At 63.1% G+C, this 26,922-nt stretch carries 23 protein-coding genes and 2 tRNA genes; 9 read left to right on the forward strand and 16 right to left on the reverse strand.

Translation table 11 applies throughout. The features are described 5' to 3' along the window. Positions 1 to 14: 14 nt before the first annotated feature. From ndk to ileS, 4 genes are read right to left on the reverse strand one after another with little or no spacing between them, the layout of a single operon-like run. Positions 15 to 434: a nucleoside-diphosphate kinase gene (gene ndk, locus PV760_RS06510; RefSeq protein ID WP_018777822.1), complete on the reverse strand. Its 420-nt coding sequence runs from the start codon at positions 432 to 434 to the stop codon at positions 15 to 17. 56 nt (positions 435 to 490) lie between these two features. Then, entirely contained in the window at positions 491 to 943 is a 453-nt protein-coding gene (locus PV760_RS06515) for a DUF4233 domain-containing protein (RefSeq protein ID WP_039241765.1), read from the reverse strand. A gap of 1 nt (position 944) precedes the next feature. After that, the gene (locus PV760_RS06520; protein ID WP_064722241.1) at positions 945 to 2,306 is read right to left on the reverse strand and encodes a bifunctional folylpolyglutamate synthase/dihydrofolate synthase; all 1,362 of its coding nucleotides are present in this window, start codon (positions 2,304 to 2,306) and stop codon (positions 945 to 947) included. A 3-nt stretch (positions 2,307 to 2,309) separates the two neighbouring features. Then, positions 2,310 to 5,594 (reverse strand): isoleucine--tRNA ligase, encoded by a 3,285-nt coding sequence (gene ileS / locus PV760_RS06525; protein ID WP_354627376.1) that lies wholly within the window; start codon positions 5,592 to 5,594, stop codon positions 2,310 to 2,312. A 330-nt stretch (positions 5,595 to 5,924) separates the two neighbouring features. Between ileS and PV760_RS06530 the strand changes: the two genes are divergently transcribed. After that, entirely contained in the window at positions 5,925 to 6,959 is a 1,035-nt protein-coding gene (locus PV760_RS06530) for an endonuclease/exonuclease/phosphatase family protein (RefSeq protein WP_354627377.1), read from the forward strand. Here the strand turns inward: PV760_RS06530 and PV760_RS06535 are convergent. Next, on the reverse strand, positions 6,956 to 7,735 hold the full coding sequence (locus PV760_RS06535; RefSeq protein WP_354627378.1) for an SDR family oxidoreductase: 780 nt from the start codon (positions 7,733 to 7,735) through the stop codon (positions 6,956 to 6,958). The two genes, PV760_RS06530 and PV760_RS06535, sit on opposite strands and share 4 nt — an antisense overlap. 72 nt (positions 7,736 to 7,807) lie before the next feature. Between PV760_RS06535 and valS the strand changes: the two genes are divergently transcribed. Beyond that, the gene (gene valS / locus PV760_RS06540; RefSeq protein WP_354627379.1) at positions 7,808 to 10,429 is read left to right on the forward strand and encodes a valine--tRNA ligase; all 2,622 of its coding nucleotides are present in this window, start codon (positions 7,808 to 7,810) and stop codon (positions 10,427 to 10,429) included. 342 nt (positions 10,430 to 10,771) lie between these two features. Further along, a complete protein-coding gene (locus PV760_RS06545) occupies positions 10,772 to 11,647 on the forward strand; it encodes an Fpg/Nei family DNA glycosylase (protein ID WP_354627380.1) in 876 nt (291 codons plus the stop codon). Positions 11,648 to 11,679: 32 nt separating this feature from the next. Here PV760_RS06545 and PV760_RS06550 read toward each other — a convergent pair whose 3' ends face one another. The 6 genes from PV760_RS06550 to PV760_RS06575 form a co-directional block, all read right to left on the reverse strand. Further along, complete coding sequence (locus tag PV760_RS06550) at positions 11,680 to 12,324, reverse strand: mycothiol-dependent nitroreductase Rv2466c family protein (protein WP_354627381.1); 645 nt, start codon at positions 12,322 to 12,324, stop codon at positions 11,680 to 11,682. Between the two features lie 81 nt (positions 12,325 to 12,405). Continuing rightward, a complete protein-coding gene (gene clpX, locus PV760_RS06555; protein ID WP_018777831.1) occupies positions 12,406 to 13,695 on the reverse strand; it encodes an ATP-dependent Clp protease ATP-binding subunit ClpX in 1,290 nt (429 codons plus the stop codon). A gap of 182 nt (positions 13,696 to 13,877) precedes the next feature. After that, entirely contained in the window at positions 13,878 to 14,537 is a 660-nt protein-coding gene (locus tag PV760_RS06560; protein ID WP_018777832.1) for an ATP-dependent Clp protease proteolytic subunit, read from the reverse strand. A gap of 40 nt (positions 14,538 to 14,577) precedes the next feature. Next, positions 14,578 to 15,189 carry an ATP-dependent Clp protease proteolytic subunit gene (locus PV760_RS06565; RefSeq protein WP_018777833.1) on the reverse strand — a complete coding sequence of 204 codons (612 nt, stop codon included), beginning with the start codon at positions 15,187 to 15,189 and terminating at the stop codon, positions 14,578 to 14,580. A 220-nt stretch (positions 15,190 to 15,409) separates the two neighbouring features. Next, the gene (gene tig, locus PV760_RS06570) at positions 15,410 to 16,792 is read right to left on the reverse strand and encodes a trigger factor (RefSeq protein ID WP_018777834.1); all 1,383 of its coding nucleotides are present in this window, start codon (positions 16,790 to 16,792) and stop codon (positions 15,410 to 15,412) included. Between the two features lie 70 nt (positions 16,793 to 16,862). Continuing rightward, positions 16,863 to 16,937: transfer RNA gene (locus PV760_RS06575), tRNA-Pro, on the reverse strand. 128 nt (positions 16,938 to 17,065) lie between these two features. Here PV760_RS06575 and PV760_RS06580 point away from each other — a divergent pair. Beyond that, positions 17,066 to 17,139, forward strand: a tRNA-Gly gene (locus PV760_RS06580). 125 nt (positions 17,140 to 17,264) lie between these two features. Here the strand turns inward: PV760_RS06580 and PV760_RS06585 are convergent. The 3 genes from PV760_RS06585 to PV760_RS06595 all read right to left on the reverse strand — a co-directional run bounded on the left by PV760_RS06585 (position 17,265) and on the right by PV760_RS06595 (position 19,737). After that, positions 17,265 to 18,152, reverse strand: coding sequence for an Fpg/Nei family DNA glycosylase (locus tag PV760_RS06585; RefSeq protein WP_079582170.1), 888 nt, complete (start codon positions 18,150 to 18,152; stop codon positions 17,265 to 17,267). Next, positions 18,152 to 18,634 carry a ribose-5-phosphate isomerase gene (locus PV760_RS06590; protein ID WP_026267179.1) on the reverse strand — a complete coding sequence of 161 codons (483 nt, stop codon included), beginning with the start codon at positions 18,632 to 18,634 and terminating at the stop codon, positions 18,152 to 18,154. Before PV760_RS06590 ends, PV760_RS06585 begins: the two co-directional genes overlap by 1 nt. Positions 18,635 to 18,732: 98 nt before the next feature. Beyond that, entirely contained in the window at positions 18,733 to 19,737 is a 1,005-nt protein-coding gene (locus PV760_RS06595; protein WP_039241778.1) for a hypothetical protein, read from the reverse strand. A 130-nt stretch (positions 19,738 to 19,867) separates the two neighbouring features. Here PV760_RS06595 and pepN point away from each other — a divergent pair, with 130 nt between their 5' ends. Beyond that, positions 19,868 to 22,429: an aminopeptidase N gene (pepN, locus tag PV760_RS06600; RefSeq protein ID WP_354627382.1), complete on the forward strand. Its 2,562-nt coding sequence runs from the start codon at positions 19,868 to 19,870 to the stop codon at positions 22,427 to 22,429. A 55-nt stretch (positions 22,430 to 22,484) separates the two neighbouring features. After that, on the forward strand, positions 22,485 to 22,964 hold the full coding sequence (locus tag PV760_RS06605) for an OsmC family protein (protein WP_018777839.1): 480 nt from the start codon (positions 22,485 to 22,487) through the stop codon (positions 22,962 to 22,964). On the opposite strand, the gene PV760_RS06610 is transcribed toward PV760_RS06605, so the two are convergent. Further along, entirely contained in the window at positions 22,961 to 23,959 is a 999-nt protein-coding gene (locus PV760_RS06610) for an NAD-dependent epimerase/dehydratase family protein (RefSeq protein ID WP_018777840.1), read from the reverse strand. The genes PV760_RS06605 and PV760_RS06610 overlap by 4 nt on opposite strands. Positions 23,960 to 24,046: 87 nt before the next feature. On the opposite strand from PV760_RS06610, the gene PV760_RS06615 reads away from it, so the two are divergent. Together PV760_RS06615 and PV760_RS06620 are read left to right on the forward strand one after the other, a co-directional pair. Beyond that, positions 24,047 to 24,745, forward strand: coding sequence for a mechanosensitive ion channel family protein (locus tag PV760_RS06615; protein WP_018777841.1), 699 nt, complete (start codon positions 24,047 to 24,049; stop codon positions 24,743 to 24,745). Next, a complete protein-coding gene (locus PV760_RS06620; protein ID WP_018777842.1) occupies positions 24,738 to 25,220 on the forward strand; it encodes a globin in 483 nt (160 codons plus the stop codon). Before PV760_RS06615 ends, PV760_RS06620 begins: the two co-directional genes overlap by 8 nt. Here the strand turns inward: PV760_RS06620 and PV760_RS06625 are convergent. After that, the gene (locus PV760_RS06625) at positions 25,217 to 25,894 is read right to left on the reverse strand and encodes a DUF8185 domain-containing protein (protein ID WP_018777843.1); all 678 of its coding nucleotides are present in this window, start codon (positions 25,892 to 25,894) and stop codon (positions 25,217 to 25,219) included. The genes PV760_RS06620 and PV760_RS06625 overlap by 4 nt on opposite strands. 63 nt (positions 25,895 to 25,957) lie before the next feature. Between PV760_RS06625 and PV760_RS06630 the strand changes: the two genes are divergently transcribed. Continuing rightward, positions 25,958 to 26,863, forward strand: a complete 906-nt coding sequence (locus PV760_RS06630) for an acyl-CoA thioesterase (protein WP_055972341.1) — start codon at positions 25,958 to 25,960, stop codon at positions 26,861 to 26,863. Positions 26,864 to 26,922 lie beyond the last annotated feature (59 nt).

Consider the following 26,922-nt stretch of genomic DNA (forward strand, 5'->3'; position numbering starts at 1 on the left):
TCGGTGCGGCGTGGTTAGCCGGCGAACCAGATCTTGATCTCGCGCTCGGCCGATTCAACGGAGTCGGAGCCGTGGACGAGGTTCTGCTGTACCGCCAGGCCCCAGTCGCGGCCGAAGTCGCCACGGATGGTGCCCGGAGCCGCCGTCGTCGGATCCGTCGTTCCGGCCAGTGAGCGGAAGCCTTCGATGACGCGGTGGCCCTCGAAGACGGCAGCGATGACCGGTCCGCTCAGCATGAACTCAACCAGCGGCTCGTAGAAGGGCTTGCCCACGTGTTCCTCGTAGTGCTGCTCCAGCAGCTCACGGGTGGCGTTGACCTTCTTCAGTTCGGCCAGGGTGTAGCCCTTGGCCTCGATGCGGGCGAGGATGCTCCCGCCCAGGTTGCGGGCGACGCCGTCGGGCTTGACCAGGACGAGGGTCCGTTCAATGCTCACAGTTGCTCCAATGTGATGTGTTCAGTGACTTACGTTCGGTGGTTTTCCCAGCCAGTTTACGGGGTTTGCGGGCCGGCTTCTTCACCGTGGGCAGCGTCCCATTCCGCCTGTTCACGGTCGCGCTGGGCCACCTCACGGTCGATCCTCATGCCGGCACGGATCCCGTACCACCAGCAGATGGCAAAGAGGATGCCGACAATGAACATCATGGGCTCGGCCAATCCCGTCAGGATCAGCACTACCTGCAGCACCCATCCCAGTCCGATGCCCCACGGCCTGGACAGCACGGCACAGGCAAGGACCAGCACCACGCTCAGGGCAATTCCGACGCCCAGGATGATGCCCGGATCGACTTCGCCGCGCTTCAGGCCGAAAACAGCCAAGGTGCCGAAGAAAGCCACGAAGGCTTCGAGCAGCAACACCGTGGACGCAAACATCACTTTGGTGGACCGGCGCTTCTTCGGCATGCCGGGACGCCATTCGCGCTGCGCTTTGGTCATTTTCGCCATGCTAGGCACTCGCCTTTCCCAGCAGGATCCGAGCCTCGGCCACCACCGTGATGGAACCCGTCACCAGGACACCGCCCGCCAGGTCATCGTTGGATTCGGCACGTTCGACAGCCCACTCAATGGCGTCGTCGAGCTTCTCGGCGATATGCACGTTGTCCTCGCCAAAGCCAAGATCGATGGCGAGTTCAGCCAGTTCCGCTGCCGGGACGGCGCGCGCCGAGTTGGACTGCGTGAAACAGAACTCCTCGGCGAGTCCGCCGAGGGATTCCTTGAGGGTCTTCAGGATTTCCTCCGCGTCCTTCTCGCGCAGGACCCCAACCACCACCACCAGTTTGCTGAAGGTGAATGCCTCCTGGATTGCTTCTGCCGTGACACGAATGCCGTCCGGGTTGTGGGCTGCGTCAACCACTACCGTGGGTGCGGTCCTCACGACTTCCAACCGGCCGGGAGATGTCACGGTGCCGAATGCTTCCTTCAGCACCTCGGCGTCCAGTTCCTTCTCTCCCCCGCCGAAGAATGCCTCAAGGGCGGCCACGGCAACAGCGGCGTTCTCGGCCTGGTGGGCACCGTGCAACGGCAGCAGAAGATCCTCGTAGCGCCCGGCGAGTCCCTGGATGGTCAGGACCTGGCCACCCACGGCCACACTGCGGGACTCGACGCCGAACTCGACGCCCTCGAAGCGGAAAGGCACGTCCACTTCACGGGCCTTTTCCAGCAGGACCTGGGCCGCGTCCACCGGCTGGGCCGCACTTACCAGGAAGCCGCCGGCTTTGATGATTCCGGCCTTCTCGTAGGCAATGTCCTCGGTAGTGTCGCCCAGGAGGTCCGTGTGGTCCAGCGAGATCGGCGTGATGACCGAGACCTGGCCGTCTCCGACGTTGGTGGCATCGGTGATGCCTCCCAGGCCGACTTCAATCACTGCGACATCCACCGGCTGGTCCGCGAACACCGCGAAGCCAAGAATGGTCAGGCATTCGAAGTACGTCAGGCGCGGCTGGTTCTCCGCAACGAGCTCGTTGTCAACGATTTCCAGGTACGGGCGGATCTCATCCCAGATGCGTACGAACGTCGCGTCCGGTACCGGCTCGCCATCAATACTGATGCGCTCAGTGACCTTTGACAGGTGCGGGCTGGTGTAGCGGCCCGTGCTGAGTCCGTGGGCGCGCAAACCGGCTTCGATCATGCGTGCAGTGGAAGTCTTGCCGTTGGTGCCCGTGATGTGGATGATCGGGAAAGCCTTGTTCGGCTCCCCCAGCACGTCCATGGCACGGAAAAGCGGCGCAAGGCGCGGTTCCATCTTGTTTTCCGGCGCCCTGCCAAGGAGTTCGGCGTAGACGCTCTCAACGGAAAATTCGTCAGTCATGGTTCAGGCCCCTGCCTTTGCAACGGTAACCTGCGGTTCATCGACGCTGGCCGGAAGAACCTCCAGTTCCAGGGTGAGTGTTTCGGTCTTCACCAATTCAGCGTTGGCTTCCAGCGCGTCCACGACATCCTGGGCAGCTGACACAGTGGTCCGGATGCGGTCACTGACGTTGAACCCGGCTTCCTTGCGGGCCTGCTGGATGGCGCGGACCATGTCGCGGGCCAGTCCTTCGGCGGCCAGCTCGGGAGTCACTTCGGTGTTCAGGACCACGAATCCGCCGCCCGGCAGCACCGCAACCGATGCTGAACCGCCGTCGGCCGACTCCGAAACCACGGTTTCCAGCGTGTATTCCTGCGGCTCAAGTTCCAAGCCACCGGCCACAACGACGCCGTCGTTGACCGACCAATCCCCCGACTTGGAGCCCTTGATGGCCTGCTGGACATTCTTGCCGAGCCGCGGGCCGGCGGCCCGGGCGTTGACCACGAGCTTCTGCTCGATGCCGAACTCCTCGGGCGAGGCCGTGGCGGCATCCAGCAGCCGCACCGACCGCAGGTTCAGTTCATCAGCGACGACGGCGGCAAATCCTTCCAGCGCGTCCGCGCCGGGTGCCACGACAGTCAGCTCCTGCAAGGGCAGGCGGACACGCAGGTTCGCTGCCTTGCGGAGGCTGGAACCGGTCGAGCAGATCTGCTGCACGCGGTCCATGGACTCGACCAGGCCGGGGTTGGACGGGAACAGCGAAGCCTCAGGCCAGTCGGCCAGGTGCACGGAACGGCCACCGGTCAGGCCGCGCCAGATCTCTTCGGTCACCAGCGGCAGCAACGATGCCGACACGCGGCACACGGCTTCGAGGGCGGTGTACAAGGCATCGAAGGCGTCGACGTTCTCGTCAAAGAAGCGCTGGCGGCTGCGCCTGACATACCAGTTGGTGAGCATGTCCAGGTAGCTGCGCAGCTCGTCGCAGGCACCGGAGATGTCGTAGCTGTCCAGGCTGGCGGTGACCTTGCGGACCAGGTCACCCGTGTTCGCCATCAGGTACTGGTCAAGGGTGTCGGCGTAACCGTCATAGCGCAGCTTGGCCTCGTATCCCTCCCCTCCGTTGGCGGCATTGGTGTACAGCGTGAAGAAGCTGTACACATTCCACAGCGGCAGGATGACCTGGCGGACGCCGTCGCGGATGCCCTGTTCGGTGACGATCAGGTTCCCGCCACGGAGGATGGGGCTGGACATGAGGAACCAGCGCATGGCGTCAGAACCGTCGCGGTCCAGGACTTCGGAGACGTCCGGGTAATTGCGCAGGCTCTTGGACATCTTCTGTCCGTCGGAGCCCAGGACGATGCCGTGGCTGATGACATTGCGGAACGCCGGGCGGTCGAACAGGGCCGTGGACAAGATGTGGAGCATGTAGAACCAGCCACGCGTCTGGCCGATGTACTCCACGATGAAGTCGGCGGGGTTGTGGGTGTCGAACCATTCCTGGTTTTGGAACGGATAGTGCACCTGCCCGTACGGCATGGAACCGGAGTCGAACCAGACATCCAACACGTCTTCGACGCGGCGCATGGTGGACTTGCCCGTGGGATCGTCCGGGTTGGGACGGGTCAGTTCATCGATGAAGGGCCTGTGCAGGTCCACCTGTCCTTCGTTGTTGACAGGCAGGCGGCCGAAATCGGCTTCGAGGTCGGCCAGCGAACCGTAAACGTCGGTGCGCGGGTACTCGGGGTCGTCCGACTGCCACACCGGGATGGGTGAGCCCCAGTAACGGTTGCGGCTGATGGACCAGTCGCGGGCGTTGTCCAGCCACTTACCGAACTGGCCGTCCTTGACGTTGCCCGGGATCCAGTTGATCTCCTGGTTCAGCTCGGACATGCGGTCCTTGAACTTGGTGACCTCGACGTACCAGGAGGAGACCGCGCGGTAGATCAGCGGGTTACGGCAGCGCCAGCAGTGCGGGTAGCTGTGTTCGTAACTGGCTTGGCGGACAAGGCGGCCGTCGGCGCGCAGAACCTGCGTGATGGGCTTGTTGGCATCGAAGACCTGCAGGCCGACGATGGATGCCAGCTCGCCATGGGCGAACAGCGGCAGGAACTTGGCCCCCTCGTCCACGGACAGGACCACCGGGATGCCGGCCTCTTCACAGACCTTCTGGTCATCTTCACCGTAGGCAGGAGCCTGGTGGACGATGCCCGTGCCGTCGGTGGTGGTCACGTAATCGGCCACCAGGAAACGCCAGGCGTTCTGCGTCCCATACTTCTCAGCATCGGCAAAGTCGTTCCACAGAGGCTGGTACTCGAGGCCTTCCAGCTCGGCACCGCTGTGGGTGGACACCACCGCGGCAGTCGCGGCAGCGGCGTCGTCGTATCCCAGGTCCTTGGCGTACGAACCCAGAAGGTCTGCTGCCAGCAGGAAGCTGCCCGTCACCGGAGCTTCCGCGGAAGCGGCCTTCACGCCGTTGGGTCCAGCTGGCAGGACGGCGTAGGAGATCTCCGGCCCTACGGCGAGCGCCAGGTTGGTGGGCAGCGTCCAGGGTGTGGTGGTCCAGGCGAGCGCCTGGACGCCTTCGAGCTCCTTGGAGAGTTCGGAGGCGCCGGCCTTGATGGGGAAGGTGACTGTGACGGTCTGGTCCTGGCGGTTCTTGTAGACGTCGTCGTCCATGCGGAGTTCGTGGTTGGACAGCGGCGTCTCGTCCTTCCAGCAGTACGGGAGCACGCGGTAGCCGTTGTAGGTCAGGCCTTTTTCATGCAGCTGCTTGAAGGCCCAGAGGACCGACTCCATGTACTCGACGTTGAGCGTCTTGTAGTCGTTCTCGAAGTCCACCCAGCGGGCCTGGCGGGTGACGTAGGCCTTCCACTCGTTGGCGTACTTCATGACGGAGGCACGGCAGGCGTCGTTGAACTTGTCGATGCCCATGGCTTCGATCTGGGTTTTGTCGGTCATGCCCAGTTGCTTCATGGCTTCGAGTTCAGCCGGCAGGCCGTGCGTGTCCCAACCGAAGCGGCGCTCCACGCGCTTGCCGCGCTGGGTCTGGTAGCGGCCGACGAGGTCCTTGGCGTAGCCGGTCAGCAGGTGGCCGTAGTGCGGCAGTCCGTTGGCGAAAGGAGGGCCGTCGTAGAAGACGAACTCGTTGCTGCCGTCCGTGCCCGCATCCCGTTGGTCGATGCTGGCTTGGAAGGTGCCGTCTTCATCCCAGTATTTGAGGATGCGCTCTTCGATTTCCGGGAACTTCACGGAAGCGGACACGCCATGCGTGCCGGACGAAGACGCTGAGGCCTTGGGGTAGTGGGTCATCTCATATCCTGTGATAGCTGGTTGACTGTCAGGATGCGAGGACGGCTTCTGTGCTGCCTGTCGGCTGCGCAGGTACCGCGGTACCACCTCACTTACCGGAACGTGATGTTCCGGCCTCTCATTACTGCTGTGACGGGCTTACCCGCCCGGTTCTACTGGGCACTGTTTGCCGTTGAGGGCATTCGGTGCTTTTCTTCCGGAAGCTCACCGGTGATGGCCGGGTCAATGCTGGTCCATACAGTCTAGCGGCAGCCGGGGCTCCTGCTCCACTCGCAGAGTCATCCCTGGGGAGGACGGTCCCGGGCGGGAGGGCTGCATAGACTCGGGTCCATGTCCAACCCCGCTCCTGCCGTCCCGGCTGCCAGCAAAGCACATCGTCGGCCTTCCCTTGCATGGACCGTATTCGCACTTCTCTTCGCGGTGCCAACGGCAGGCATCTCACTGTTCCGCGCGATTCCTGTCGAGTGGCCCCTGCCGGTGGTCCAGCTGTTGTCGTTCACTCCATGGCTTGTCATCCCGGCTGCCGTGGCGCTGCTCTTCGCTGTGGTGGGGCGGCGGATTTGGGTCATCATCACGACGACGGCCCTGCTGGCGGTCCAGCTGTTCTGGCTTTTTCCGCTGGACGCCGGGAAGCCCATGGAACTGCCCGCGGGAACGGTCACAGTTCCGGTGAAGGTCATGAGCCTGAACACCGAGTATGGCGAGGCCGATGCGTCGACCATTGTGCAGTTGGTCCGTGAGAACGGCATCCAGATCCTGGCGTTGCAGGAACATACCCAGGGTTTGGAGGACCGCCTCCGCGCGGAAGGCTTGGAGGCGATCCTTCAACACCGTGTCAGCGAGCCCAGCGACGACGCGTCGGGCGGCGCCGTCTACTCCGTGTTCCCGCTTGAACCGGATGGTCTCCTGCCGGATACCCCGTTCCGCATGGCCGTCACGAGGGTCCTCGTGTCGGACCAGGCCTCCGGTGCCAGGTTGGCTTTGAACCTCACTAATGTCCATGCGCTGCCCCCGGTGGACGAAAGGATCGAACAATGGCGGAGCGATCTTGGGAAGATCGGCCGTCAGGCCTCGACTCCGGGAAACCATCTGCTGATGGGCGACTTCAATTCCTCCTACGACCACCCGGAGTTCCGGGCGATGCTGGATTCCGGAAGGGACGGAGCGAAGCTGGTGGACGTGGGAACGGCAGCGGCGGGGCGGTTATCCCCCACCTGGCCCATGGAAGGGCCGCAGCTCCCGGGAACGGTGTTGGACCATGTGGTCACATCACCACGGATCGGCAGCAGCGGCTACCTGGTTCGCAAAGTTCCCGGTTCGGACCACGCAGCTGTGCTCGCCACGTTGGAGGTCCCTGCGGGCTAGTCCTGCTTGCGGACCAGTTTGTGGTTGGCTGCCTGGGCCACCGGACGAACCACGATTTGGTCCAGGTTGATGTGGTGCGGCAGTGAGACTGCGTATTTGACGACGTCCGCAACGTCGTCGGCTGTCAGGGGCTTCTCCACGCCGGCGTAGACCTTGGCTGCCGCCTCCTTGTCTCCAAGCCTGTTCAGTGCGAATTCCTCTGTGTACACCAGGCCGGGAGCCACTTCGATGACCCGGACGTTATTGCCCACCTCTTCAAGGCGGAGCGCATTGGTCATGGCGTGCTGGGCGAACTTCGCCGCGTTGTACCCTCCGCCGCCTTCATAGGCGGACAGCCCGGCCGTCGAGGTGAGATTGAGGACCGTCCCTTGGCCGTTTTCGCGCAGCATCGGCAGGAAGGCACGGGTGATTTTCATGGTGCCCAGGACGTTCACCTGGTACATCCACTCCCAGTCTTCGGTATCGGCATTCGCAATGGTGTCAGCGCCCCGCGCACCGCCGGCGATATTGATGAGCGTGTCAGCACCCCCGGCTTTCGTGACAGCCGCAAGCAAGGCGGCGACGTCGTCGTCGTCGGTGATGTCTGCCGGGAACGGCACGGCGCCGGTTTCGGCACCCAGGGCACCAAGCCTGTCAGCCCTGCGCGCTACGGCGAAGACCTTCCATCCCGTGGCGGCCAGGGCCCTCACGGTGGCCTCGCCGATGCCGGTGCTGGCTCCGGTTACCACGGCCGTCTTGTTCTGTCCTGCGGGGATATTGTGCGCTGCCAAAGTCATGGCACTACCCTATCGGGGGTGCAAGGTTCCGGGGCGGCGGGTTGTAACGCCAGGCCATGAAACAATTGGTCCATGGCTGAATCAACGCAGGGTACAGACACGCCCGCCACCGCCCCCATTAACGTTCCCGACAAGCCGGCCCTTGAAGGCCTTGAGGCTGCCTTGACGCAGCGCTGGCTTGAAGAGGGAACCTACAAGTTCAATCCGGACACCACCCGGGAGCAGGTCTACTCGATCGACACTCCCCCGCCGACGGCTTCAGGCTCGCTCCACGTGGGCCACATGTTCTCCTTCACCCAGACCGACGTCCAGGCCCGTTACATGCGGATGACGGGCAAGAACGTCTTCTACCCCATGGGCTGGGATGACAACGGGCTGCCGACCGAGCGCCGCGTCCAGAACTACTACGGTGTGCGCTGCGATCCCGCCATCCCTTACAAGGCGGACTACACTCCCCCGGCACAGCCGGCCAAGAACCAGCGCGATTTCGACGTCGTTTCGCGCCAGAACTTCATCGAACTGTGCGAGGAACTCGCCGTTGAGGACGAGAAGGTCTTCGAGAACCTGTTCCAGACCCTCGGCCTGTCCGTGGACTGGGACCTGACCTACCGCACCATTGACGACACCTCCCGTGCCGTGTCCCAGCGCGCCTTCCTGGCCAACCTGGCTGCGGGCGACGCCTACATGGCCGAGGCACCCACCCTGTGGGACGTGACCTTCCGTACCGCTGTGGCGCAGGCCGAGCTCGAGGACCGCGAAGTCGCCGGCGCCTACTACCGCTACCCGTTCTTCACCGAAGACGGCGAAAAGATCTTCATCGAGACCACCCGTCCGGAACTGCTGGCTGCCTGCGCCGCGTTGGTGGCCAACCCCGACGACGAGCGCTACCAGCCGCTCTTCGGCAAGACCGTGAAGTCCCCGGTCTTCGACGTGGAACTTGAGGTCAAGGCCCACCCGCTCGCCAAGGCGGAGAAGGGTTCCGGCATCGCCATGGTGTGTACGTTCGGTGACCTGACCGACGTCACCTGGTGGCGCGAACTCCAGCTGCCCACACGCGCCATCATGGGCCGCGACGGCCGCATCATCGCCGACACCCCGGAATGGATCACTACCGACGCCGGCAAGGAAGCGTATGCCGCGATCGCGGGCAAGACGGCCTTCTCCGCCAAGGAAGCCGTAGTAGAACTGCTCAAGGCAGCAGACCTGCTCGATGGCGAACCGAAGAAGATCACCCACCCGGTGAACTTCTTCGAAAAGGGCGACAAGCCACTCGAAGTTGTCACCTCCCGCCAGTGGTACATCCGCAACGGTGGCCGCGACGAGGAACGCCGTGAGCGCCTGATCGCACGCGGCCAGGAAATCAACTTCCACCCGTCCTTCATGCGCTCCCGCTACGAAAACTGGATCGCCGGCCTGAACGGCGACTGGCTCGTATCGCGCCAGCGCTTCTTCGGTGTGCCCATCCCCGTCTGGTACCCGTTGGACGCGCAAGGCAACCCGGACTACGACCACCCGATCCTGCCCTCGGACGACATGCTCCCCGTGGATCCGGCAGCCGACGCCGCACCCGGTTTCGACGAGTCGCAGCGCGACCAGGCCAACGGCTTTACCGGCGATGCGGACGTCCTGGACACCTGGGCAACGTCATCGCTGACACCGCAGATCGTGGGCGGCTGGAGCCGTGACGAGGAACTGTTCTCCAAGGTCTACCCCTTCGACCTGCGCCCCCAGGGCCACGACATCATCCGTACCTGGCTGTTCTCCTCGGCAGTGCGTGCTGACGCCCTGCAGAAGAGCGCACCGTGGAAGCACGCAGCGATCTCCGGCTGGATCCTGGATCCGGACCGGAAGAAGATGTCCAAGTCCAAGGGCAACGTCGTTGTCCCCACGGACGTGCTGAACGAGTACGGTTCGGATGCTGTGCGTTACTGGGCCGCTTCGGCAAAGCTCGGCGCCGACACGGCATACGAGATTGCCCAGATGAAGATTGGTCGCCGTCTGGCCATCAAGCTGCTGAACGCCTCCAAGTTTGTGCTGAACCTCGGGGCCACCGAGAACTCTGTGGTGACCACCGATCTCGCGGTGCTGACGAACCCCCTGGACCGTGCGCTGCTGGCGCAGCTGTCCGACGTCGTCGCGCAGTCCACCAAGGCGTTCGACAACTACGACTACGCCCGGGCGCTCCAGATCACGGAATCGTTCTTCTGGCAGTTCACGGACGACTACGTCGAACTGATCAAGGACCGCGCCTACGGGGCGGCCGGCGAGTCCGAGCAGGCTTCCGTACTGGCCGCGCTGGCAACGGCCCTGGACTCACTGCTTCGTCTCTTCGCCCCCTTCCTGCCCTTCGCCACCGAAGAAGTGTGGGGTTGGTGGCGGACAGGTTCGGTCCACCGCGCCGAATGGCCCGCCGCCCTGGAAATCACCGACGGCGACACCACCATGCTGGGCACGGTCGGGATCGCTTTGAGCGGCATCCGCAAGGCAAAGTCCGAGGCCAAGGTCAAGCAGCGCACCGAGGTTCTCTCAGCATCCATTACAGCTTCGGAGATTCTGGTCTCGCAGCTGAAGGCGGGTCTGGGCGACTTGAAGGCGGCCGCTAACGCGCAGGAAATCACGCTGCAGTCCGGCGAAGGTGAACTGACGGTCAGCGACGTTGTCCTGGCACCTGCCGAGGAGACTCCAGCCTCTTAAGGCCGAGGTGAGCCCGGCAGTATCCGGGCAAAGGGGAAGCCCCATCAGCGTTTTGCCGTTGGTGGGGCTTCGACTTTTCGGCTGTCTGTTGACGACTTGACAGTCTGGCGGAATCCTTGGAATTTCAGGTCTTCCTACCTCGTCACTGGTAGCTTGCTTCCAACTGTGCCAAAGGCTGCGTTGGTTGCATATCACTGAATCTTTGGTTTCCGTGTCCCTCTTCTTTCGAAGTGGGTAAGAACCATTGTTGTACCGCAAAAGACAACACGCAAGGGCTCCGGGATAACTACAATCCTGTAGTTATCCTGCCGATCCGGAACCACCTGTGGCAAAGTAATGTCCATGCCGGAACTGCCCGAAGTGCACGGCCTGTGCATGTACCTGGACACCCAACTCCACGGAGCCACGCTGACTGAGGTCCGCATCAACTCCTTCTCGGCACTCAAGACCGCCGACCCGCCCTACACCGCCCTCGAAGGCAGGACAGTCCAGGGGGTGCAACGGATCGGAAAGTTCGTTTACGTTGACCTGGGCGGACTCTTTTTCGTGTTCCACCTGGCCAAGGCGGGCTGGGTCCGCTACACGGAGCACCCGTCTTCGGCAGGGTTGCGGATGGGCAAGAGCAACATTTCGGCAAGGTTGCTGTTCCACCGCGCCAGCGACGACGCCCACATCGGAATGGACCTCACCGAAGCCGGGACGAAGAAAAGCCTGGCCATCTATGTGGTCAGGGACCCACAGGAAGTTCAAGGCATCGCAACACTCGGTCCCGAGCCGCTGAGCCCGGACTTCGATGAGGCTGCATTCGCCGCGATTCTGAAGTCCAGTCCACAGCAGATCAAAGGTCTGTTGCGCAGCCAAAGTGTCATAGCCGGAATCGGCAACGCCTACAGTGACGAGATCCTCCACGCCGCCAGGATCTCCCCTTTCGCCATAGCGAAGTCGCTGGACCAAGAGACCGTGGCGCGGCTGTATCAGTCACTGCAGGAGGTCCTGGTCGGCGCCGTCAACGCGGCAGCCGGGAAGCCATCCAGCGAACTCAAAGACACCAAGCGCAGCAACTTCCGCGTACACGCCCGGACGGGCCTGCCGTGTCCTGTGTGCGGAGAAACAGTAAGGGAGGTGTCCTTCGCGGACACCTCCCTCCAATACTGCCCCCACTGCCAGACCAACGGTAAGATCCTGGCCGACCGCCGGACCTCACGATTCCTCAAGTAGCCCGGCCGTGTCCTCTGGAGGGCAACAAGCGGTTAGTTGAATTCAGAGCTTTCGGTGCGGCTGCGCTTCAACTCGAAGAAGTGCGGGTAGCCGGCCAGGGTCACGGTTGCATCCCAGATCTTCCCGGCTTCCTCGCCACGCGGAATGCGGGTGAGTACGGGGCCGAAGAACGCAGTGCCGTTGACAGCGACCACGGGGGTTCCGACGTCCTGCCCTACCAACGAGATTCCGGACTCGTGGCTGGCCCGCAGCTTGGAATCGTATTCATCGGAAGTGGCAAAACGTGCCAGGTCCGCGGGAAGCCCGGTGTCGGCCAGGGCTTTCTGGATCACGGATGCGCGGTCCTTATTGCCCTCATGGTGGATCTGCTCCCCCATGGCGTCGTAGAGGGGCTTGACGTAGCTGCTGCCATGAAGCTCCTGCGCAGCAACGATCACGCGGACCGGTCCCCAGCTGTCGTCCATCATGGCCCTGTAGTCGGCAGGTAGATCGCGGCCTTCGTTCAGGACGGAAAGGCTCATTACGTGCCATTCGGTCTCGATACCGCGCACCTGTTCGACTTCCCCGATCCAACGCGACGTAATCCACGCGAACGGGCAGACCGGGTCGAACCAGAAATCTGCCTTGTTGACGGTGTTGTCGGACGCGGTCACTTCAGACACAAGCTGTTCGGACACAGGGGAACTCCTCGGAAGAGTGGAAACGTGGCTTTTTCAAGGCGGCTCGCAACCAAGCCGCTCCTTTTTGCCAACGGCAGTTTAGGCAGACTTATTCCGCCGCTTTGCCACCACGTCATGGGCGATCATGGTGGGCTGGGCTTTCTTGGATACTGCATCGGCTGTGATGACCACCGTCGCGATGTCGTCCCGGCTGGGCAGATCGAACATGACCGGGAGAAGCACTTCTTCCATGATGGCCCGCAAACCACGGGCGCCGGTGCCCCGTTCGAGCGCCTGGTCCGCTATGGCATCCAGGGCGTCCTGGTCGAACTGCAACTCCACGCCGTCCAGCTGGAACATCTTCTGGTATTGCTTCACGAGCGCGTTTTTGGGCGTGGAAAGGATCTGGATCAGCGCCGGACGATCAAGGCTCGACACGGTGGTGATGACAGGCAACCGGCCAATGAATTCCGGAATAAGTCCAAACTTCAGCAAGTCCTCGGGCATGACTTCCCCGTAGGTATCCACATTGTCCCTGGCTTCGTTCAGTGGTGCACCGAAGCCAATGCCCTTCCGGCCGGACCGGGAGCCGATAATGTCCTCCAGGCCGGCAAAGGCGCCCGCCACAATGAAGAGAACATTGGTTGTGTCGATCTGGATGAACTCCTGATGCGGGTGTTTTCGGCCGCCCTGGGGAGGTACAGAGGCCACAGTGCCTTCCAGGATTTTCAGGAGGGCCTGCTGCACACCCTCACCGGACACATCCCGGGTGATCGAAGGGTTCTCGCTCTTTCGCGAGATCTTGTCGATCTCGTCGATGTAAATAATGCCCTGCTCGGCCTTCTTGACGTCGTAGTCAGCGGCCTGGATGAGCTTGAGCAGGATGTTTTCAACGTCCTCTCCGACGTAGCCTGCTTCGGTCAAGGCCGTGGCGTCTGCGACAGCGAACGGGACATTCAGCCGGCGGGCCAGGGTTTGGGCCAAATAGGTCTTACCGCAGCCGGTGGGGCCGATCAGCAGAATGTTGGATTTGGCGATCTCCACATCCTCGTGATGGGGCCCTTCGCCCAAACTGCCGGTCTTGGGTGCATGCCCGGCCTGGATGCGCTTGTAGTGGTTGTATACCGCTACCGCGAGCGACCGTTTGGCGGGTTCCTGGCCGATGACATATTCCTGCAGGAAATCAAAGATTTCGCGGGGCTTGGGCAACTCGAAGCTTCCGAGATCGGAGACCTCGGCCAGTTCCTCTTCGATGATTTCGTTGCACAGCTCGATGCATTCGTCGCAGATGTACACACCGGGCCCGGCAATCAGCTTCCGCACCTGCTTCTGGCTCTTTCCGCAGAAAGAACACTTCAGCAGATCCGTGCTCTCACCAATCCGAGCCATGTGGGAATCCCTTCGTTGCATGCGGGTGATGCGGCTCCGCGCCGTACTCAAGTGTGCGGCCAAGCCGCGGTTGGCACCACCGTGACACCATCCACTCTAGGTCACAATGGGCTGCTTGCGTGGAAACAGAACGCCGGTGCGGTCCATATTTCGCGAACCGCACCGGCGTCGTATTCCGTGTGCTACCGGGCGATTGCCTGCGGCTTGATCTTCCTGGAGTCAAGAACCTGGTCGATCAGGCCGTAGTTCATGGCTTCGGCCGCCGTCAGGATCTTGTCACGCTCGATGTCGTTATTGACCTGCTCGGAGGTGCGGCCCGAGTGGTGGGCCAGCGTGTCTTCAAGCCAGGTCCTCATGCGCATGACCTCCGCAGCCTGGATCTCGAGGTCCGAGGCCTGGCCGCCCTGGCCGCCGGAGAGGGCAGGCTGGTGGATCAGGACCCGGGCGTTCGGCAGTGCAAGACGCTTGCCGGGAGTTCCGGCCGCGAGCAGGACCGCGGCGGCGCTGGCTGCCTGGCCCAGGCAGACCGTCTGGATCTCCGGACGGATGTACTGCATGGTGTCGTAGATGGCCGTCATGGCCGTGAAGGAGCCGCCCGGCGAGTTGATGTACAAGGTGATATCGCGGTCCGGATCCGTCGACTCAAGGACCAGCAGCTGGGCCATGATGTCGTCGGCAGATGCGTCGTCAACCTGCACGCCGAGGAAGATGATGCGGTCCTCGAACAGCTTGGTGTACGGATCCTGGCGCTTGAAGCCGTAGGGCGTGCGCTCTTCGAACTGGGGCAGGACGTAGCGGCTGGACGGGAGGTTACCGGCAGACCATCCGAAGTTGTAGTTCATGTTCTTACTCCTGGGGTTTCAGTGGTTCTTTGGTGCCGGATTAGTTTTCGGAGTTCGACTGGTTGGCCGTACCGCCGCCACCGGCCACAGAACCGGCGTGCGCCGAGATCTTGTCGAAGAAGCCGTATTCCAATGCCTCTGCGGCCGTAAACCACTTGTCGCGGTCGTTGTCCTTGAGGATGGTCTCCACGGTCTGTCCGGTCTGCTCGGCCGTAAGCTCCGCCATGACCTTCTTCATGTGCAGGATCAGTTCCGCCTGGATCTTGATGTCCGAGGCCGTTCCGCCGATGCCGCCGGAAGGCTGGTGCATCAGGATGCGGGCGTTGGGGGTTGCGTAACGCTTGCCCTTGGTTCCGGAGGAAAGGAGGAACTGGCCCATGGAAGCTGCCAGGCCGGTGGCCACGGTGACAACATCGTTAGGAATGAACTGCATGGTGTCGTAGATGGCCATACCGGCCGTCACGGAACCACCCGGCGAGTTGATGTACAGGTAGATGTCCTTCTCCGGGTCTTCGGCCGAGAGAAGGAGGAGCTGGGAGCAAATGGCGTTGGCGTTCTCGTCACGCACTTCAGAGCCGAGCCAGATAATGCGCTCTTTCAGCAGGCGGTTGTAGATGTAGTTGTCCTGGGCTGCGGGATCGACAGTTGCCATCCGGGGAGCCTCTGATTGCTGTGACATAAGTACTTACCTCTCGCTGGTGCCAGTGACCTCACTGAACTTCACTACTTGGACACTAACCGTTTTCCGGGGTGATTTGTTCGCCGGAATCGCGCTGTTCGCTGACGGCGCACGTTTGCCTTCAGCGCCACTGTTCGGCCTTAAAGAAAACCGACCCCGGATCAACTGATCCGGGGTCGGCCTGCGTCGCGAATTAGAACTTCACTGCTGCGGGGTCGTCGCTGGCAGGAGCGTCTGCTTCTTCCGAAGCTTCAACAGCTGCAGCTTCTTCGGCTGCGGCTTCTCCGGCGGGGCGGACGAAGTCCGTCAGGTCAACCTTGTTGCCCTCGGTGTCGACTACCTCGGCCTGGCCCAGTACAACGGCCAGGGCCTTGCGGCGGCGAACCTCGGAAACCATCATGGGAACCTGGCCGCTCTGATCAATGATCTGGGCGAACTGGTTGGGGTCCATGCCGTACTGGCTTGCCGTGGTGACGATGTAGTCGATCAGCTCGTTCTGGCTGACTTCTACTTCTTCCTTGTCGGCAATGGCGTCAAGGATGATTTCGTTCTGGAAGGCGCGCTCGGTGTTGGCCTTGACCTCGGCGCGGTGCTCCTCGGTGTCGTGGTCACCTTCGCCGTGGGCGTTCTCCGGGTTGAAGTGGGCCTCGATCTGCTCTTCGACGACAGAGTCCGGAACCGGAACCTCAACGAGCTCAACGAGCTTGTCCAGGACCTTGTCGCGGGCCTCGACGCCCTGCTCCACAACCTTGGAGTCGGCCGCCTGCTTGGCGAGGTCCTCGCGGAGCTCTGCAAGGGTGTCGAACTCGGAAGCGAGCTGGGCAAAGTCGTCGTCGGCCTCGGGAAGCTCGCGCTCCTTGACGGCCTTGACAACGACCTTCACCTGGGCAGCTTCGCCGGCGTGGTCGCCGCCAACAAGCGTGGTGTCGAAGATGGCTTCTTCGTCGGCGGACAGACCGGTAACGGCTTCGTCCAGGCCTTCGAGCATGGTGCCTGCGCCTACCTGGTAGGACAGGCCGGCAGCGGAATCGATCTCTTCGCCGTCAATGGTGGCGGTGATGTCGATGGTGAGGAAGTCATCGTTCTTGGCAGGGCGCTCAACGGTCTTCAGCGTGCCGAAGCGGCCGCGCAGTTCGTCGAGGGACTTGTCAACGTCGGCGTCGGAGGACTCAGCAGCAGCAACCTCAACCTTGATGCCGGCGTAGTCCGGCAGTTCGATCTCGGGGCGGACATCGATCTCCACCTGGAACTTGAGCTCGCCGTCGGTTGCGGACGGATCCGGAACCTCGGTGATTTCAACCTCAGGACGGCTCAGCGGGCGGACGCCGGTTTCCTGGACTGCAGCCTGGTACCAGCCGTTGAGGCCATCGTTGATGGCCGTCTCCAGGACGTAGCCTCGGCCGACACGCTGGTCGATGAGCTTGGAGGGAACTTTGCCCTTGCGGAATCCGGGAACCTGGATCTGCGAAGCAACGGTCTTGTACGCGGCATCGATGCTCGGCTTCAGTTCCTCAAAGGGAACCTCAACGTTGAGCTTGACCCGCGTTGCGGTGAGGTTCTCGACAGCGCTCTTCACAGTCTAAGTACTCCTGATTTTGTGGGTATGGGGTTCTGTCGTGTCCCGGAATCGGACACAAAACACAGAGTCGGGGTGACAGGATTTGAACCTGCGACTTCCTGCTCCCAAAGCAGGCGCTCTAGCCAAGCTGAGCTACACCCCGAACGCACAGGACAGTCTACGGGCAAGCGGGCCGGGAATGCACATTTGACACCGCCGCCGGAATTAGGTTTAGTTGTACCCGGCTTCAACAGCCACCGGGAAGTTGTCCTCAAGCAGGATATTCCTCCTGGGGACGTAGCTTAATGGTAAAGCCTCAGTCTTCCAAACTGATTACGCGGGTTCGATTCCCGTCGTCCCCTCCAGGCAAAGCGCCCCCGATCCACGGATCGGGGGCGCTTTTTTCTGTTGAGAGTCGGTGCTGTTCCGGATCGTTTCTGTTCCGGATCCTTTCTGTGCAGCTTTGTTTCTGTTCAGATCCGGCAGAAACCTAGACCTGGCAGCCGGGGCACCAATAGAGTTTGCGGGCACCGATTTCCGTCACACCCACCAGCGTCCCGCAAGCGCGGCAGGGCATTCCCTCGCGCTTATAGACAAAGTGGGCATCGGCGTCGGGCGCCAAGACGCCGCCGCCGGTCCAGAGTGACGGAGGTGTCGTAACAATCCGGCCATCGCGGACGCCATCGGACATGGTTGCCACTGTGTCGTCCCACAGCCGGCCTGCGGTCTCGACATCAATACCTGTTCCGGGCGTCCACGGGTCCACCGCCTGCCGGAACAGCACTTCGGCGCGGTAGATGTTTCCCACCCCGGCCAACACGGACTGGTCCATCAGCAGCAGTGCTACAGCGGTCTTGCGCCGGCGCAGGCGGGCGATGAACTCCTCGCGGTCCCCGGGCCGGTTTTGGAGGGGGTCGGGCCCCAGGCGGTCCAGCACGGATTCCGCCTCGGCAGCAGTGATCGCCGCGCATGTGGTGGCACCACGGAGATCAGCCCAGCCGTGTTTTGAGACAAGCCTGACTCGGACGGCACCCACGGGCTCCGGCGGACCGGCGTAGTCACCACCGTCCGCGCCTGAACCGCTCTCCCGCTCCCCGATGCGGCGCGGAGCTCCAATGCTTGAGGAACCAGTGAATGTGCTGTCTCCGCCAAAACTCCAGGCTCCGTACAGGCCCAGGTGCACGTGGAGGAACAGGCCGTGGTCGAAGCGGAGGAAGAACTGCTTCCCGTGGGCCGTAGCTTCCTCCAAGGTGTGTCCCGTCAACAGGCTTGCGCCGGCCACGAAACGTCCTTGGGGACTGGAGACTTCCAGGCGCTGCCCGCCAAAAACATCCTGGAATTGGCGGGCCAGCCGATGGACCGAATGTCCTTCCGGCACTACTGGACGATTTCGCCGGTGGTTTCGTACACAGCGATCTTGCCGATGCGGCGGACATGGCGCTCGTCGTTGCTGAACGGTTCCTGCAGGAAGGCTTCAATCAGCTCCGTGGCCTCTTCCACAGTGTGCTGGCGGCCGCCGACGGCTACGACGTTGGCGTCGTTGTGTTCCCGGGCCAGTTTTGCGGTGGAGAGGTTCCAGGCCAAGGCTGCGCGGACACCCTTCACTTTGTTGGCGGCAATCTGCTCACCATTTCCCGAACCACCCAGGACAATGCCAAGCGCGTGAACCCCGGCCTCCTGGTCAGCGACGACCGCAAGGGCGGCGTTGATGCAGAACGACGGGTAGTCATCCAGTGCGTCGTATTCCTTGGGCCCGTGATCCACTACTTCGTAGCCCTTCGCAGTGAGGTGGTTGACCAAGTGGGCGCTCAGTTCCATTCCAGCGTGGTCCGTAGCGATGTGGACGCGGGGTGTTGTCACGGGAAGTCCATTCTTATCTGGCGCGCCGGTTCGGCACTGGGCAGCGGCACAGCACATGCCGGGGCGCGGCGTTGAGGGATGCGCTACCTAGGTTACCGCTACCGCGGTTGTTGGGCCTGCCCGTCATCGTGGGCCCGACGGGCAGCCCTGTTGAGAATTCCGGCAAGTTTGTCGGCTGAGGCACGCGTACCTGCGCTTAAAGCGACGCGGCCACCGTTAAGTTTCTTTACCACCACGGCCGGGCCGCTTCCCACCAGCATGGCGGTGGCGTCGTCATGGTGCCGCCAGCCCCAGCCGCCATAGTCGGCGGCTTTGACCTCCGCGGCAGCAGCCGCAGCGATCTCGACGGCGGGAACGGTCAGGACCCGTACGATGCCTCCTGCGAAGACCTGCAGGCCTCCCCTGTCCGCCCGCACCCTGGCAAACAGAAAACAGGCACCAACCAGCGCCGCCGCGGCCACGAGGGCGCCGAGCCATGGCACTGCGACCGCAATCAAAGCAGCAGGGAACACTGCCGAAACGATGATCATGACGAACACCGAACTTCGGGCGTGGACCCACATCCTGAGGCTGTCGTGGGCCAGCTCCGGATCCGCCAGGAGGCGCAGCTCTTTCTGGAGGGCCACGTCATCTTCCCGCGTCCACCGGGGGTCCGGTTTGAACGCGAACATCATGACGACTCCAAGGGCCAACGCGGCTCCACTGCCCATAGCCAGCACGATCGGGTCGACATGGGACTCGCGGGCGTCGGCAGCCCCGCTTTGGCCCACCAGGCCGGCCGCCAGGACCGTGGTGATGAACAGGCTGACCATCAGGCCGATACCCATCATGACGCGCCGCATGATCACGGGCCGGGAAATCGGGACAGCCTGCAGGAACACTGCCCAACCGCACAAGGTGATGAGCGCCGCGCCGACTGCCACATAGGCGCCGAACGGCGCGAAGGACGTGCCGCCGTCGGCACTCCACATGACCGCCACGGGGTTGGGGAGATCATTGCGGAGCATTTGGGCGCACACCACGAAGCCGATGGCAAGCAGCAGAGGAAAGGCCACCGCGAACCTTAAGGCGCGGACGTCGAGGTTTTCCCGGATCGATCCCATATTCCAACGCTACTCCGTGGGAGCGACACTGTGGTGTCCACTCCTTGCCTTCCGTCGTGGGAGTGAAAGAATAACTTCATACCAGCGGCCGGCGGACCGGCCGGTCATCCCGATCTCCGGAGGCACTACTTTGCCAGGCCTGAACCTCACGCGCGATGAAGCCGCGAACCGCGCCGAACTGCTCACTGTCGACTCCTACGACGTCACCTTGGACCTGACCCGCGGCCCGGAGGTTTTCGGCTCCACCACCGTGGTCAGGTTTTCTGCCGAGGCGGGATCCTCGACGTTCATCGATGCCATCACGCACACCGTCCACAGCGTGACGTTGAACGGCACTGACCTGGACCCAGCGGAGGTCTCCGACGGCGTCCGCATCCAGCTGCCGGGGCTTGCTGCTGAGAATGAACTGACGATCGTGGCAGATGCGCCCTACATGAACACCGGCGAGGGCCTCCACCGCTTCGTGGACCCCGTGGATGGGGAAGCGTACCTCTACACGCAGTTCGAGGTTCCGGATTCCCGGCGCATGTTCGCCGTCTTTGAGCAGCCCGATCTGAAAGCGGCTTTCACGTTCACGGTCACGGCGCCGTCGCACTGGGACGTTGTTTCCAACTCCCCCACTCCTGTTCCCGTTGAGGCTCCTGCCGCGGAAGATGGCAGCGCGCGCTCCGTATGGAAATTCGCGCCGACCCCCCGGCTCTCCTCCTACGTCACTGCCTTGATCGCAGGGCCTTACCAGTCGGTCCGTTCAGAGGTCACCAGCTCCGACGGCCGGGTCATTCCCCTGGGAGTGTTCGCCCGCAAATCCCTGATGCAGTACCTCGACGCTGACAACATCTTTGAACTGACCCGCCAGGGTTTCGAGTTCTTCGAGGCCCAGTTCGGCTGCCCCTACCCGTTCGAGAAGTACGATCAGTTGTTTGTGCCGGAATTCAACGCCGGCGCCATGGAAAACGCCGGCGCCGTCACCATCCTCGAAGGCTACGTCTTCCGCGGGAAGGTCACCGGCGCGCAGATCGAACGGCGCGCCATCACTGTCCTGCACGAACTGGCCCACATGTGGTTCGGTGACCTGGTGACCATGCGCTGGTGGAACGACCTCTGGCTCAACGAGTCCTTCGCCGAATACATGTCACACCTTGCGGCCGTGGAGAACACCGAATTCGACCGGGCCTGGACCACGTTCGCTTCGGTGGAGAAGTCCTGGGCCTACAAGCAGGACCAGCTGCCCACCACGCACCCGATCTTCGCCGAGATCAACAACCTCGAAGACGTCGAGGTCAACTTTGACGGCATCACCTACGCCAAGGGCGCATCTGTACTTCGCCAGCTGGTGGCCTGGGTAGGCCCGGAACAGTTCATGGTCGGTGTCCGAACCTACTTCGCCAAGCACGCCTGGAAAAACACCGAACTCGCAGACCTCATGGTGGAACTGGAAGCCGCTTCGGGCCGTGACCTCGACCAATGGGGCAAGCTCTGGCTCGAAACGGCAGGCGTGAACACCCTCTCACCCGAGGTAACCGTCGATGCTGAAGGCACCATCACTGCTTTCTCAATCCAGCAGACCGCCATCGATGAGCAACCCACCCTGCGTCCGCACCGCCTCGCCGTCGGCTTCTACACGCTCTCCGGCGAAGGCAAGCTGGAACGCACCCATCGCGAAGAACTCGACGTCGACGGTCCCCGGACCGATGTGCCCGCACTGGTGGGCAAAGCTCGCCCGGATCTGATCCTGCTCAACGACGACGATCTCGCCTATGCAAAGGTGCGCCTGGACCAGCACTCCCTCGCCACAGCCAAGGAACACCTGAGGGACTTCGCAGCCAGCCTGCCCCGCACCCTGGTGTGGGGCTCAGCCTGGGATGCAGCCCGCGACGGTGAGACCCCGGCCCGCGGCTATGTGGACCTGATCCTGGCCAATATTGCCCACGAGACCGACTCTTCGGTCATCCTGGTCCAGCTCCGCCAGCTCGCCACCACCCTGACCTACTACGTCGCCGCGGAACATAAAGCCGCGACCACCATCGCAGCAGCGGACAGGCTCTGGGAACTTGCTTCGAGCGTGGAAGCCGGCTCCGACGCCCAGCTGCAATTCGCCAAGTCCTACGCCCAGTTGGCACGCAGCGAGGCACAACTGGACCGTCTCCAAGCCCTCCTGGACGGGATCGAAACCTTGGAAGGGCTCACCGTCGACCAGGACATGCGCTGGGAGCTCCTGACCGCGCTGGTGGCTGGCGGACGCCAAGGCCAGGAACGCATCGACGAAGAACTCGCCCGCGACAACACCTCCAACGGCCAGAACGCTGCCGCGCAGGCCAAGGCGGCCATTCCCACCCCGGAAGCCAAGGCAGCGGCCTGGGAGTCGATCGTGGTCAAGGGAGAACTTTCCAACGCACTTCAGTCGTCAGCGGTGGCAGGCTTCATGCGCGTCCCGGACACTTCCCTGCTGGAACCCTACGCGGAGAAGTACTTCCAGGCCGTGCCCGGGATCGTCAAGGAACGCACCCACGCACTGGCCCAGCAGATCGTGGTGGGGCTTTACCCGGCCCAGCTCACCACGCAGGCTACGGTAGACCGCACCGACGCGTTCCTGGCCGGACTTCCCGAAGAAAACGCAGCCCTGCGCCGCATGATGCTGGAAAACCGTGACGGAGTGGCCCGCGCCCTTCGCGCCAGGGCGGCCGACGTCTAGGACCAGCCCGCGGGGTCCATGCGGACAGTCCGTTGTGCCTGACTAGACTGTCCGCATGGGCCTGAACGAACACCACTACGCGCTGACTGTCCGCTGGACCGGGAACCTCGGAGAGGGCACAGCGGGCTACCGCTCATATTCACGGGACCACGACGTCGAGATCCGCGGACTTCCCACACTCAAGGGGTCGGCCGATCCCACGTTTCATGGCGACCGGACGCGCTACAACCCGGAGCAACTGCTGCTTGCTGCGCTCTCGCAGTGCCACATGCTGTCCTTCCTGCACGTAGCCGTCAAGCACGGAGTGGTGGTTACCGGCTATGAGGACAACGCCGAAGGGCTCATGAAACTCAACCGTGACGGCAGCGGGCAATTCGAGAATGTGACGCTCCGGCCCCATGTCACCATCGTGGATGCCGCGCACGCTGCTTTGATGCCGCAGCTTCACCATGAGGCCAACCAGGTCTGCTTCATTGCGCGAAGCGTCAACTTCCCGGTCCTCCATGAACCGATCACGACGGCGGCCGCGGCCTAACGCTGCAGCTCCCGCCAGAGCGCCACGAGCCTTTGTTCGGTCCCGCGGCCAAGGCCTGCTTTTCGCTCCCTGTCCAGTCCCCGCATCCGCTCGTCGTCAAGCGTGGCGGCCAGGGTTTCCTGCCATGGGCGCAAGGTCATTCCCGCATCCCGTGCCGCACGGTTGGAGCGGGCTTGGAAGCCATCGTGCCCCGGGGGAAGCCACAAGGGCAGTGAGTCCGGTCCTGCCCAGTAGTCCACGCCCTGCTCAACGAGCCAGTGCTCGGAGGGACGGATAACATCACTCTCTTCGGCCCCGGCAATCCGTTGGGATTCGGTGATGTAGTCACCGAAGCGAACAACATCGCCCAAGGCGTTGTACGTTCCCGTCAGCCCGCCTTCGGCCGAGCGCAGGATCCAGGTTGCGAGATCCCGGACGTCAATGATCTGGGTTGCGGCGGTGGGAATGTCCGGAACCAACACCGTGTCACTGTCCGCAGCGAATCTGGCCGGCCAGTAGCCATATCTGTCCGTACCGTCCCCTGGGCCGCCGATGAGTCCGGACCGGACGATGTGCGCCTTCTCCCCCACCAGGCCCAGTGTCAGGTGCTCGATGGCTGATTTGGACTCGCCATAACTTTCCGGGCCAGCCGTATGCCCCTCTGGCAGCGGCTGCAGCAGGGCCGCGCTTTCATCCGCGCCAGGTACTGAGTGGTCCGCATACACCGAACAGCTGGAGACGAACGTCCAGTGCTCCGCGACAGGTCCCAGCACCTCCAAGGCCTCGCGTGCCTGGACCGGATCCCTGGAAACGTCCACCACCGCGTCCCAGCTGTCTGCCACCTCCGCATAGGCCGCGGCACCCAAGGTGCGATCCCCCCGCACCCACGTGGCGCCGTCGGGCGGGTTCGATGAAGTACCCCGGGCAAAACAGGTGACGTCATGACCGGCGGCAACTGCCTGCCGGGCGATTTCTGCTGACAGGAAGGCGGTGCCGCCCAGGACCAGGATGCGCATACCGTCACGCTACGGCGCTAGGGTTAAACGTGGACAGAGTGTTCCGCGCCCGGCGAACACGGGCCGACCACAAGGAGTTATTCCACTTTGACCTTTATCCCCCTTGCGGAAGCCATCAACATCGAACCCGAAAAGATCGACCTCGTTTCGATCCTCATTACCGTAGGCATCGGCCTGCTGGTGTGGATCGTGGCGCGCTTCATCATCCTGCGCATCACGCGGCGCGTATCTGCCGGCAGTTCCTTCTTCAAGAAGCCGCATTTCAAATGGGTCCAGCCCGCCATCCGCGCCCTGGACCATGAGCGGCGTTCCCAGCGCGCCGAAACCATCGGCTCGCTGCTCACCAGCCTGGTAAGCGTCGTGGTGGTGGTGATCGTCATCATCTACGTCCTCAAGTTCATGAATGTGGACGTCGCGCCCCTGCTGACCAGCGTGGGGATCCTGGGTGTCGCCATCGGCTTCGGCGCCCAACAGCTCATCCGCGACTTCCTCGCCGGCATCTTCATCACCATCGAGGACCAGTACGGGATCGGCGACGTGATCGTCACCAGCGAAGTGGTTGGTACCGTTGAGTCGGTTGGACTGAGGATCACCCGCGTCCGCGCGGAAGACGGAGCCATCTGGTACCTGCGGAACGGTGAGATCCTGAGGGTCGGAAACCGTTCCCAAGGGGACTACGTGCCGCTGGAGTCACCCGACAACAGCGACGAACCAGGCGCCTCAGCAGCGCCCGTCACAGCTGGCGCATCGCGCGTCACCAAAGCCGAGGAGAAGTCCAATGAGTAACACTGCAGGCGGGGAGCCCCAGCCGGCGCAGGCGGGTCCCCGACGCCAGCTGATGCAAAACGACCCTTTCAGCCAGCCTGCGTACACGGACAGTTTCTATGCCGCCGTCGGCGGGCATGAAACGTTCGTGAAGCTCATCGACGTGTTCTACGACGGTGTGGCCACTGATCCGCTCCTGCGCCCCATGTACCCGGAAGAGGACCTTGGGCCGGCGAAGCGCCGCTTCCTGATGTTTCTCGAACAGTACTGGGGTGGGCCCACCACCTACGGCGAGGAGCGCGGCCACCCGCGTCTTCGCATGCGCCACATGCCCTTCCAAGTGACGCCCGAAGCCAAGGACCGTTGGCTGTTCCACATGCGGACGGCCGTGGACGCTCTGGACCTGTCGCCCCTTCATGAGGGAACCCTGTGGGACTACATGGAACGGGCCGCACTGACCATGGTCAACAGCCCTTCGGCAGCTCCCCGGAACTAGCCCGGAAAACCGAGGCCGAGCCCCGCGCCTGTGCGTACCAGCACATGGCCGCGGGGTCCGCTGAGCCGGTACCACCGACCATTCCTGAAGACCTGCTGCGCACCATCGCCCAGGAATCCAAGGGCGAAGGCCGCAAACGCGGACCCGGCAGGCAGGCCCCCGCCGTCGGGAAGCTCACGGCCCCAGACAGCAGCCCTTGCAGTGTTGACCACCGCAGCACCTGCCGCGGTCGGAATGACGCCGGCCACCTCCGCGATGCCTGCTTCCGCGGCTGACTTGAGGTCGGCGTCGGACAATGTCCCCAGCGCCTCCCAGCCGCTGCGTGGCGCACCAACTCCGGCCCATGACTCCGAAACGGTCGACGGTGGGATGGGAAGTTCCACATCATCGGCACCGGAGCGGGCCAAACGGTCCATGACGGACGCGAGCGTTACGGTGACATCCGCGTGAGCCGGTTCAGCCAGCGCCATTGTCCTCAAGCCAAGGATCGTCGGCGTGGATTCACCCAGGATGCGCGGCCGCAAGACGCATACATAGGCAGCGAGGACGTTGCCTGCCGCCTGGAGGCGGATGGCGCCGTCGTCGATGCTTTTTGCCCGGGTGGCGAAGGTCCGCAAATCGGCGAGGTCACGGGGATCGGCGAAGCGGAAGGACTGGGTCAAGACGTCTGTCACATGATCGACTCTACCGGCATGTCCCCGGTTGAGAGGGGTCGGGGTGGCGTCTAAAGTCGAACCATGACTGAGACGAACACTGGCCTCCAGGTGGAAGCACCCGCAGAAGACCCCATGGAAGTGCTTATCGGCCTGCTGGACCTCGGTGACTTCGACGGAGCCCGGACCAACGAGGACATCTTCCTTGGTCCGTCCCAAAAGCAGCCCCGGCACCGTGTTTTTGGGGGCCAGGTGCTGGCGCAGTCGATGATGGCCGGCATGCGCACCGTGGAGCCGGACAGGGTGGCGCACTCCATGCACGGCTACTTCCTGCGCCCCGGGGATGCCAACAAGCCCATCACCTTCGGCGTTGAACGGCTGCGTGATGGCCGTTCCTTCTCCGCCCGCCGCGTGCACGCCTACCAGGACGGCGTCCCGATCCTTTCGATGATCGCCTCGTTCCAGGTGGAGGACAACGGCCTGGACCATCAGGCAACCATGCCCGAAGGCATCCCGGATCCGGAAACCCTCCCAAGCACAGCCGAGCTCTTGTCCCACTTCGACCACCCGCTGGCCCGGCACATGTCCTCCGAGCGGCCCTTCGACGTCCGCCACATCGACCCCGCGCTTTACGTATCCCCGCCAAGCGAGCATGTGGCCACCAATGCGGTGTGGATGAAGACCATGGGTCCGCTCCCTGACGACCCCAAACTGCACATCGCAGCCCTGGCCTACGCCAGCGACTACACACTGTTGGAGCCCATCCTCCGCAAACACGGTCTGTCCTGGATGACGCCGGGCATGAGCGTAGCCAGCCTGGACCACGCCATGTGGTGGCACCGGCCGGTCAAGGTGGACGAATGGATGCTTTACGTGCAGGAGTCCCCCAGCGCCCAGGGTGCCCGGGGTTTGGCCACGGGCAGGATCTTCAACCGCGACGGCGTGCATGTTGCCACCGTGGCGCAGGAGGGTATGGTGCGGATTCCATAGCGTTCGGACGCTCACGCAGTTCGGAATCACACGCAGGAAGGCCGGTCCCGTGGGACCGG

It is taken from the genome of Paenarthrobacter sp. CC6, from assembly GCF_040560085.1.
Classification (GTDB): domain Bacteria; phylum Actinomycetota; class Actinomycetes; order Actinomycetales; family Micrococcaceae; genus Arthrobacter; species Arthrobacter nicotinovorans.

Coding starts and splice junctions, on each gene's coding strand:
- PV760_RS06515 (WP_039241765.1), bottom strand. CDS start 943: ATGGCGAAAATGACCAAAGCGCAGCGCGAATGGCGTCCCGGCATGCCG.
- PV760_RS06520 (WP_064722241.1), bottom strand. CDS start 2,306: ATGACTGACGAATTTTCCGTTGAGAGCGTCTACGCCGAACTCCTTGGC.
- ileS (WP_354627376.1), bottom strand. CDS start 5,594: ATGACCCACTACCCCAAGGCCTCAGCGTCTTCGTCCGGCACGCATGGC.
- PV760_RS06530 (WP_354627377.1), top strand. CDS start 5,925: ATGTCCAACCCCGCTCCTGCCGTCCCGGCTGCCAGCAAAGCACATCGT.
- PV760_RS06535 (WP_354627378.1), bottom strand. CDS start 7,735: ATGACTTTGGCAGCGCACAATATCCCCGCAGGACAGAACAAGACGGCC.
- valS (WP_354627379.1), top strand. CDS start 7,808: ATGGCTGAATCAACGCAGGGTACAGACACGCCCGCCACCGCCCCCATT.
- PV760_RS06545 (WP_354627380.1), top strand. CDS start 10,772: ATGCCGGAACTGCCCGAAGTGCACGGCCTGTGCATGTACCTGGACACC.
- clpX (WP_018777831.1), bottom strand. CDS start 13,695: ATGGCTCGGATTGGTGAGAGCACGGATCTGCTGAAGTGTTCTTTCTGC.
- PV760_RS06560 (WP_018777832.1), bottom strand. CDS start 14,537: ATGAACTACAACTTCGGATGGTCTGCCGGTAACCTCCCGTCCAGCCGC.
- PV760_RS06565 (WP_018777833.1), bottom strand. CDS start 15,189: ATGGCAACTGTCGATCCCGCAGCCCAGGACAACTACATCTACAACCGC.
- PV760_RS06595 (WP_039241778.1), bottom strand. CDS start 19,737: ATGGGATCGATCCGGGAAAACCTCGACGTCCGCGCCTTAAGGTTCGCG.
- PV760_RS06605 (WP_018777839.1), top strand. CDS start 22,485: ATGGGCCTGAACGAACACCACTACGCGCTGACTGTCCGCTGGACCGGG.
- PV760_RS06610 (WP_018777840.1), bottom strand. CDS start 23,959: ATGCGCATCCTGGTCCTGGGCGGCACCGCCTTCCTGTCAGCAGAAATC.
- PV760_RS06620 (WP_018777842.1), top strand. CDS start 24,738: ATGAGTAACACTGCAGGCGGGGAGCCCCAGCCGGCGCAGGCGGGTCCC.
- PV760_RS06630 (WP_055972341.1), top strand. CDS start 25,958: ATGACTGAGACGAACACTGGCCTCCAGGTGGAAGCACCCGCAGAAGAC.